7 protein-coding genes are annotated in these 9,095 nt (G+C 62.5%); 5 read left to right on the top strand and 2 right to left on the bottom strand.

What is annotated here, in order from left to right; genetic code table 11:
- Both Q0S16_RS24255 and Q0S16_RS26460 read left to right on the top strand, forming a co-directional pair.
- Window positions 1-1,006: outer membrane beta-barrel protein (locus tag Q0S16_RS24255; protein WP_295854387.1), on the top strand; the 1,006-nt coding region annotated here is incomplete at its 5' end.
- 274 nt (window positions 1,007-1,280) lie between these two features.
- Window positions 1,281-3,098, top strand: coding sequence for an ATP-binding protein (locus Q0S16_RS26460; protein WP_366517859.1), 1,818 nt, complete (start codon window positions 1,281-1,283; stop codon window positions 3,096-3,098).
- A 65-nt stretch (window positions 3,099-3,163) separates the two neighbouring features.
- Here the strand turns inward: Q0S16_RS26460 and Q0S16_RS24240 are convergent, their stop codons facing one another.
- Entirely contained in the window at window positions 3,164-3,436 is a 273-nt protein-coding gene (locus Q0S16_RS24240) for a hypothetical protein (protein WP_295854397.1), read from the bottom strand.
- 204 nt (window positions 3,437-3,640) lie between these two features.
- On the opposite strand from Q0S16_RS24240, the gene Q0S16_RS24235 reads away from it, so the two are divergent.
- Complete coding sequence (locus tag Q0S16_RS24235; protein ID WP_295854384.1) at window positions 3,641-5,134, top strand: sensor domain-containing diguanylate cyclase; 1,494 nt, start codon at window positions 3,641-3,643, stop codon at window positions 5,132-5,134.
- Between the two features lie 146 nt (window positions 5,135-5,280).
- Here the strand turns inward: Q0S16_RS24235 and Q0S16_RS24230 are convergent, their stop codons facing one another.
- A complete protein-coding gene (locus Q0S16_RS24230) occupies window positions 5,281-6,165 on the bottom strand; it encodes a UTP--glucose-1-phosphate uridylyltransferase (protein WP_295854381.1) in 885 nt (294 codons plus the stop codon).
- A gap of 248 nt (window positions 6,166-6,413) precedes the next feature.
- Between Q0S16_RS24230 and Q0S16_RS24225 the strand changes: the two genes are divergently transcribed.
- Both Q0S16_RS24225 and Q0S16_RS24220 read left to right on the top strand, forming a co-directional pair.
- On the top strand, window positions 6,414-7,787 hold the full coding sequence (locus tag Q0S16_RS24225; RefSeq protein WP_295854395.1) for a lytic murein transglycosylase: 1,374 nt from the start codon (window positions 6,414-6,416) through the stop codon (window positions 7,785-7,787).
- Between the two features lie 320 nt (window positions 7,788-8,107).
- Entirely contained in the window at window positions 8,108-9,067 is a 960-nt protein-coding gene (locus tag Q0S16_RS24220) for a tripartite tricarboxylate transporter substrate binding protein (protein WP_295854378.1), read from the top strand.
- Window positions 9,068-9,095 lie beyond the last annotated feature (28 nt).

Below are 9,095 nucleotides of genomic sequence, written 5' to 3'. Positions count from 1 at the left end.
GCACGCGGTGATCGTCGATCTGCGCGGCTCCTTTAATGGCTATGACAAGACCTTTCCGGCCGCGGCGCGGGACATCTCGCCGTCGCCGGTCAATGTCGATCGCATCGACTTCACCGGCCTGATCGACGGCCGGATCGACGTGACCCGCGACACCCGTATCAATTCCCAGACCCGGCTTCGGGTTGGCGCCGACAATCCCGGCAGTCCGAACATCCAGGCCGGGCTGGCGAAATATCCGCTGTTCGCCACGGTAGGCGGCTCGCTCGGCGTCGAGCAGGATTTCAACCGCCTGCAGGTCCGGCTCGACGGCTTGGCCGACCGCACCAGATATCAGGATTCCCAGCTTACCGACGGCACCTCGACCACCAACAATGACCGCGACTTCGACCAGTATGGCGGTGTCGGCCGCGTCAGCTACGAAGTGTTGCCAGGGTTACGCCCGTTCGGCGAAGTGCAGGGTGACGTCCGTATCCACGACGTGCCTGCCGATCGCTTCGGCTATCTTCGCGATTCCAGCGGCGGCTACTTCAAGGCGGGCACCACCTTCGAATTCACCCGGCTGCTCACTGGCGAGGCCTCGATCGGCTATGCTAGGCGCAGCTACACCGATCCGCGGCTGGCGGACCTCAAGGGGCTGTTGACCTCAGCCTCGCTGATATGGACGGCGACGCCGCTGACCACGGCGAGGTTCATTTCCACCACCTCGCTCAACGAGACCACGATTCCCGGCGTGCCCGGCGTGCTGACGCGCAGTTATACCGCCGAGGTCAGCCATGATTTCCGCCGCTGGCTCACGGCGGTCGGCCGGTTTACCTATGTGACGCAGGACTATCAGGAGAATTTCCGCTCCGACAAAATCTATTCGTTGCAGGGCGATCTGGTCTACCGGCTCAGCCGCGAGCTCCAGCTCAAGGCGCAGGTCCGCCGCGACACCCTGGATTCCAACGTGACCGGCGCCAGTACCGCCTCGACCGTGGTGATGCTGGGCGTGCGGCTGCAGCGCTAGCCGCCGCGGTTCTGGTTGCGCCGGCAGCGCTGTCCTCGTGCGATTTCGGCGGCCATGCCCGCCGTCTTCCGCGGTGATCAATACAACACAGACTTACCATCAATCCAGGCGCAGGCTGGTCGCAAGATTCGATGTCAGTTGCGTTCGTCGCCGCGCAAAAGGGTGTCGATCGGGTGTTCCCGTTTGCCATGCGCAAGCCGACCGCCGCGCCGGAAGCTGTCGCCGCAATACGGAGGTGTCCGGTGCTACACGCGTGCACGCAGGGTGCGCGCGCATGAAAGTACAAATGACGGACCATTGCGCCAAGCTCAAGAAAGTGTTGCGCCAGCAGGCCGCGATCGCCGAATTCGGGACATTTGCACTCCGCGAACTGGATTTGATGAAAATCCTGACGGAAGCGGCAAGGGTCTGTGCTGACGGCCTCAGCGTGCCATTCAGTAAAGTTTGCAGATACCGCGCCGAGCATAATGATCTGATCAGTGTTGCCGGCTATGGTTGGCAAGACGGGGTGATCGGTCATGTGTTGTCGCGTGCCGATGCCAGTTCGCCGCAGGGGCGTGCCTTTTCTTCCGGCGAGCCCTCGATCTGCAACGATTTGCAAAAGGACGCCGGCTTCCATCTGCCGCCGTTTTATGCCGCGCATGGCATCGTCTCGACCGTCGACGTCATCATCAAAGGCAGCGACAAGCAGCCTTACGGGGTCCTCGAGATCGACAACGACCAGCAGCACGATTACGACCAGTATGACATTAATTTCCTCACCGGTTTTGCCAACGTTCTGGCCGAAGCCGTCACCACCACCTTTTCAGTGGAAGCCTTAAGGGCCAGCGTCGAGCAGATGAAGGTTCTTGTCGAGGAGAAAGACCGGCTGCTGCACGACAAGAACATCGCGGATCTGAAGCTTCGGCAGTCACAGAAGATGGAAGCGGTCGGCCAACTCACCGGCGGCATTGCCCACGATCTGAATAATATCCTGACCGTCATTTCGGGGACCATCGAAATTCTGGCCGAAGCTGTCGCCGACCAGCCGGAGTTCGCGGCCATCGCCAAAATGATGGACGAAGCCGCCGAGCGGGGCGCCCATTTGACCCAGCGCCTGCTGGCATTTGCGCGCAAACAGCCACTGCAGCCGCGCGAGGTGAATGTCAATTCGCTGGTGATGGAAGCTGCAAACCTGCTACGGCCGGCGTTGGGGGAGCATGTCGAGGTCCACATGGTGCTATCGGGCGACGTATCGCCAGCACTGATCGACCCCAGTCAACTGACGAACGCGCTGCTCAATCTCGCGCTCAATGCCCGCGATGCAATGGCCGATGGCGGCAGGCTGACGATCGAGACCGGCAATGCCGTGTTTGCCGAAAGCGATGCCAGTTTGAGTAGTGATATTGTCGCCGGGGATTATGTGACGATTGCGGTAACCGATTCCGGACATGGCATTCCCGCCAATATTCTGGAGCAGGTGTTCGAGCCGTTCTTCACCACCAAGGACATCGACAAGGGGTCGGGCCTTGGCCTCAGCATGGTCTACGGCTTCGTCAAACAGTCCAACGGTCATATCCGGATTGACAGCGTAGAGGGCCGTGGCACGACGGTCCGGATTTATCTGCCGCGCGCGAGTCACTTTGCCTATGCCGAGGACCTGGTGCCAACCTCTCCGCTGCAAGGCGGTCACGAGACGATCCTGGTTGTCGAAGATGACAGCCTGGTCCGAAAGTTCGTGATCGGGCAGGTGCGAAGCTTGGGCTATGCCACTCTGTCGGCCGTTGATGCGGCGGCGGCCATGGTGATAATCAACAGCCCGCAGCACATCGATCTGCTATTTACGGACATCATCATGCCGGGCGCGATGACGGGGCGCCAGCTCGCCGACGCCGCGCTGCGGTGCAGACCGTTGCTGAAGGTGTTGTTCACCTCCGGACATACCGAGAATACCGTCATTCACTACGGCCGTCTCGACGCGGATGTGCTGCTGCTGGCCAAGCCCTACCGCAAGTTGGACCTGGCGCGGATGATACGAACGGCGCTGGCTGTCGAAGCACAGCTGCAACCGGTCGCCGGCGGCGGCGTCGGCTTGATTCAACATACCGCGTGATGGTGACATGCGAAGATCCGGACTGGACGCCCCGAACCGGCTGCTGATGACAGCCGCGTGTCCGGTTAAACCCATTTCCTGACCGACTTCGCGGTCTTTTTCCTGAACCTCACGCCTGTGCCGTCCGGCAGCCGTGTTGCGATGTAGCCCGCCGCGATGCAGGCTTCGCGTTGCGCCATTTTCTCGTCGGGCGCGCGCTCGGTTTCCCACCACGAGGCGCGGAACGAGGCGCGCGGCAGCGCGTCGTCGAGGATCGCCTCGATCTCGTCCATGCTGAGGACGAATTCGTCCAGCGTCTGTTTGCTCAAATGGTCGCGCAGCAAATCATAGTCGGGCACGGCAGTCCTCGGATCGCATTGGGTGCAGTCGTCATACGCGCCTGCGTCGCCGGATGCCACAGCAGAACTTATGGTATCTCAACACCGGACTGCGAAAAAGTGACGGTGTCGGGCAATCCACTATTAACGCCGTCTGAAACCCGCGTGGGTATTTAAGCGCTCGGCAAGCTATGGCGTGTCATGCAAGCGCCACAGGGGTGAGCGATGCGAACGAAAAATACAGCGATGTGGTTGCGACGCTGGCCGCTCTCGGCCCGGCTGCTGGTTCTGTCGGCGCTGGTGACCATCATTGGCTTCACCGCCATCTGTGCCACGGTGATGCTGGACATGCGGCACGGCACCGAAGCGCTGGCGCGGCAGAGCAGCGAAAACCTGGCCGCCACGCTCGATTCCGATATCGGCCGCACCGTCGAAGTCTACGACCTGTCGCTGCGCGCGGTGATCGCCGGACTCGCGGTGCCGGCGATGGCTGAACTCAGCAAGGAAATGCGGCAGCTGATCCTGTTCGACAATGCCGCCTCGGTCCTCCAGCACGGCGCCATCCAGGTGTTCGACACTCAGGGCGACGTGATCATCGACGCTACGACGCTTGAGCCGGCGAAGCTGAACGTTTGGGATGACGAATTTTTCATGGTGCACCGCAGTGACGGCGAGCGCGGCCTGTTCATCAGCCGGCCGATGCTGCATAGCGGCGCCTATTCCGTGGTTCTCAGTCGCCGCATCACCGACGGCGCCGGCAACTTCGCCGGTGTAGTGGCTGGTTCGATCCGGGTGTCCTATTTTCATGAGCTGTTCGGCCGGCTGCGGCTGAACCTCAATGACAACATCACCGTGCTTCGCCGCGACGGCGTCGTCATCATGCGCTTCCCGTTCGACTTTGACGTGCTCGGCCGCGACCTCGGCAAGATCCCGGGCCTGCTGCGCATGCTGGCACGTGCCGACGGATCCTACTCCGGCATCGGCGCCATCGACAGGATCAGACGACTCTACACTTGGCGCGACAGTGGCAGGCCGCTGCTCGTACTGGTTGGCAAGTCATGGGCGGATATCGCCAGCATGTGGCAAACCCAGGCGTCGTGGATCGGCGGTATTGTGCTGGCGCTGGTCGGCTTCATTATCTCGGTGACGCTGTTTTCGGCGCGCGAGATTGGTCGCCGCGCCTGCGCCGAGGACAGGCTGGAAGAACTGGCCACCACCGACGCGCTGACCGGCCTGCGCAACCGCCGCAAATTCGATAGTGCGATCGACCTCGAATGGCGCCGTGCCATCCGCAACGCGCAGCCGCTGGCGATGCTGCTGATCGACGCCGATTATTTCAAGATCTTCAACGACAGCTTCGGGCATCAGGCTGGTGATCAGGCGTTGATCGGGATTGCCCGCAGCATCGCGCAGTCTACCAACCGCGCGGGCGACTGCGCGGCGCGTTACGGCGGCGAGGAGTTCGCGGTGCTGTTGCCGGGAATTTCTGCCGAGGAGGCGCTCATTGTAGCAGAGAATATCCGGCGGCGCGTCGAGGCACTGCCGGCCGAACCGGCGGCGCTCACCGTCAGCATCGGCGTTGCCAGCATGGAGCCGCTGGTGACGACGGAATGGAGTCGTCTCGTCGAGGCCGCTGACAAGGCGCTCTATGCCGCCAAGGACGCCGGCCGCAACCAGTCCGTGATCTCGTCGCCATCGCATTTTTTGCTGGCGGCGTAGGCGCAACCTCGTCATTCCGGGATGCGATGCAGACGGCGTAACCGGCCGCGGCGCAGGCCCGGAATCCCGGGATGTTCAACCATTTCGATAGTCCAGGTTCGCTCGCGGCCGGCGCCGCTCCCGTCCCGGAATGACGGCGGCGGCTGTTACTGCCCCAAATATCGTAGCATTTCCTTGCGCAGGCCGTCGCGCAGATCGGGGCGCTGCAGGCCGTAGGCGATGTTGGCGCGCAGGAAGCCGGGCTTCGACCCGCAATCGTGGCGCTCGCCTTCAAATTCCACGCCATAGAATTGCTGCGTCTTCGCCAGCCCGATCATGCCATCGGTCAGCTGGATCTCGCCGCCGGCGCCGCGCTCCTGAGTCTCCAGAATCTTGAAGATTTCCGGCTGCAGGATGTAGCGCCCGGTGATCGACAGGTTGGAAGGCGAGGTGCCCCGCGGCGGTTTTTCGACCATGCCATCGATGGTAAAGGCGGTGCTGTGGGTCGGATGGCGTTCGCCGATGCCACAGATGCCATATTGGTGCGTCAGTTCCATCGGAACTTCCTCGACCGCGACCAGGTTCGATCGTTCGTCGAGCCCGTTGGCGATGTCGATCATCTGCTTCAGGCAGCCTGGCGAATTCAGCACCAGTTCGTCCGGCAGTACGACCGCGAACGGCTCATTGCCGACCAGTTCGCGTGCGCACCACACCGCGTGGCCAAGGCCGAGCGGCGATTGCTGGCGGGTGAAGCTGGTCTCGCCGGCGCCCGGCTGAAACCGCGCCAGCTCCTCGATTTCCTTGCTCTTGTTGCGGCTTTTGAGGTTTTCGTCGAGCTCGAACATCTTGTCGAAATGGTCCTCGATCACGCCCTTGTTGCGGCCGGTGACGAAGATGAAATGCTCGATGCCGGCCTCGCGGGCCTCGTCGACCACATACTGGATCAACGGGCGATCGACGATGGTGAGCATCTCTTTCGGCATCGCCTTGGTGGCGGGAAGAACGCGGGTGCCAAGGCCGGCGACCGGGAACACGGCTTTACGAATTTTCATCGGGGGCTTTGCAATGATCTTTTGGAGGAAGCGACGCGGACGCAAACGTAGATTGCCGGTTGCCGTTCCCTTTGCAACCGGGAACACGGCGGATTCGTGGTGAATCCGCGCGGGAGCGCAATTAACCCATCGGCGCCGGCCGCCCGCCTCGTCGCGGCCATTAAAAACGGGCTAGTATTAAGTGGATGGAAACCTCAACAAGGCCTGCTGTCCCGACAGCGTCGGAAGCGGAACTAACCATGAATATGATGTGGCCCATTGCGCGAAGGAATAAATTCAGGGCGGTCGCGGTCGCGGTTGGCTTGGCGCTGCTGGCGTCGCCGTCATCGGCCCGCGCGCAATCCGGGAGCAGCCCGTTCAGCCTGTTCGATAATATTTTCAACGCCCCGGCGCCAACCAACGCCCCGGCGCCCGGCATCGGCGGGGTGCAGCCGTGGAGCGGCGAGGACGGCGCCTCCGGCCATCCGCTGATGACGGCGCAGGCGATCCGCGACGCCGCCAATAATTTCGACGCCTGTGTCGCCGGACTGTGGCCTGATGCCGCACGGCGGGGCATTTCGCAGGACAGCTTCCAGCGCTTCACCGCCGGGCTGACGCCGGACCTGCGGATCATGGATCTGATGGATTCACAGCCCGAATTCACCAAGGCGATCTGGGATTATCTCGACATCCTGGTCAACGACACCCGGCTCGCCAAGGGCCGCGAGGTGCTGGCGAAGTACCGAACTATTTTCGATGCCGCCGAGAAGGCCTATGGCGTTGACCGTTTCATCGTCGCCGCGATCTGGGGCATCGAATCCAACTACTCGACGCAGATGGGCGACCGCAACGTTTTGCGGTCCACCGCGACGCTCGCCTGCGTCGGCCGCCGCCAGGCCTATTTCAGGGATGAGTTCCTGGTAGCGCTGGAGATCCTGCACCGCGGTGACCTGCGCCCCGATCAGATGCGCGGCTCCTGGGCCGGAGCGTTCGGCCCAACCCAGTTCATGCCCACCGCCTTCAAGCGCTTTGCCGTCGACGGCGATGGCGACGGCCGCCGCGACGTGGTCGACAATCCCACCGACCTGATCTTCTCCACCGCCAACAACCTCAAGAAGGACGGCTGGCAGAGTGGCCAGAGCTGGGGCTACGAGGTCGTGCTGCCGAAGGATTTCAATTTTCTGCTGGCCGACAAGGCCAAGGCGATGGCCGTTCCGCAGTGGGAAAATCTTGGCCTCAGGCGTGCCGGCGGCCAGCCGTTTCCGCGCATCGCCGAGAAGGCCTATCTGCTGGCGCCGGCCGGCGCAGACGGGCCGGGCTTCCTGATGCTGCAGAACTTTCGTGTCATCATGAAGTACAATCCGGCCGAGGCCTATGCGATGGCGATCGGCCATTTCGCCGACCGGCTGCGCGGCGGCCCGCCCTTCGTGCAGCCGTGGCCGCGGCAGGAACGCGTGCTGTCGCGCGCCGAGCGGCTGGAGCTACAGCAGCTGCTGGTGCAGCGCGGCTTCTACCAGGGTACGCCCGACGGCCAGTTCGGCGGACAGACCCGTGAAGCGCTGCGCAACTTCCAGACCTCGATCGGCGCGGCTGCTGACGGCTTTGCTTCGTCGGCGGTGCTGGATCAGCTACGGGCGCGATGAAGTACGGCGCTCAACGGGATCACCGCTCATAAAAACTGGCGGTGTGGCTAATGTGCACTTAAGGCGACGCGGTGCCATGGCGATGGCAGCAACAGTTCAGGGTTGCGTCTGGAATGCGGCAACGGCGTTTTATTGATCACTGAGCCGCAATCGGGTGCCGTGCCGGATATGTTTTTGATGCAATCCAGACCGAAAGTCGGTTCCGATACCTCAAATCATGGCATCAATACGTATTGATACGGTAACTTCGTAAGATAAATTCGGTGTTGTCGTTTCAGTCACGTGATACGCGTCCCGAATTCTTCAAGTGGGGTTTCATCATGTTGAGCAGACGCGCATTACTCGCCGGACTTTCAGTCACTCTCCTTCCGTTCGAGGCGCGGGCCGCGTGGCCGGAGCGGGCCATCACCCTGTTGCACGGTTTCGCACCGGGCGGCGGGACCGATACCACCGCGCGGATCATCGCCGAGGGCCTGTCCAAGGTGCTGGGCCAGACCATTATCGTCGAGACCAAGCCGGGCGCAGGCACGACGCTGGCCGGTGCGCAGCTCGCCCGGGCAACGCCGGACGGCTACACCATCTCCATGATCACTGCGACCTACGCGGCGTCGTCGGCGTTCTACAAGCAGCTGCCTTACAAGCCGGTCGGCGATCTCAGGGGCATCAGCCTGGTCAGTGAATCGCCCTATATGTTCTGCAACAGCACGGAATCGCCGATCGCCAATCTGGCTCAAATGATCGCCGCGGCGAAGGCCGGGAAATCCCTCAGCTACGGTACGCCGGGCGTGGGGTCCGGACCGCATCTGATCGTCGAGCAGATTTCGCAGCTGGCCGGCGTCAAATTCGTCCATATCCCGTTCCGCGGCGGATCGCAGGCGGTGATCGACGTGCTCGCCGGCCGCGTCGATTTCATGGTCGACCCGCCGATATCGATGACCGAGCAGATCAAGGCCGGAAAATTCCGCGCTCTCGCGGTGACCACGGCGCAGCGCTTCCCCGGTTTCGAAGATGTCCCGACGGTGGCTGAAGCCGGTTTTCCGGGCTTTGCCGCGCCCGGTTGGTATGGGCTGGTGGGGCCGGTCGGCATGCCCGACGCTGTCGTGCAGCGTCTGCATGATGCCACGGTCGCGGTGCTTGCCCAGGATGGTATCAAGGAACGGTTGTTGGCGCTGGGCAGCCTCGGCAAATCGTCGTCGCCGACCGCCATCACCGAATTGCTCGCCGCCGACGTCAAGCGCTGGGGCGATGTGCTGCAGAAGGGCAATATCGAGCGGATCTGAAGCGGGCTGTACTGGCGGGCAGGATCGG

The sequence above is a fragment of the Tardiphaga sp. genome, from assembly GCF_025356345.1.
Taxonomy (GTDB): domain Bacteria; phylum Pseudomonadota; class Alphaproteobacteria; order Rhizobiales; family Xanthobacteraceae; genus Tardiphaga.
The sequence above is the reverse complement of the archived record's forward strand: the minus strand, read 5'-3'. Positions and strand labels throughout refer to the sequence as shown.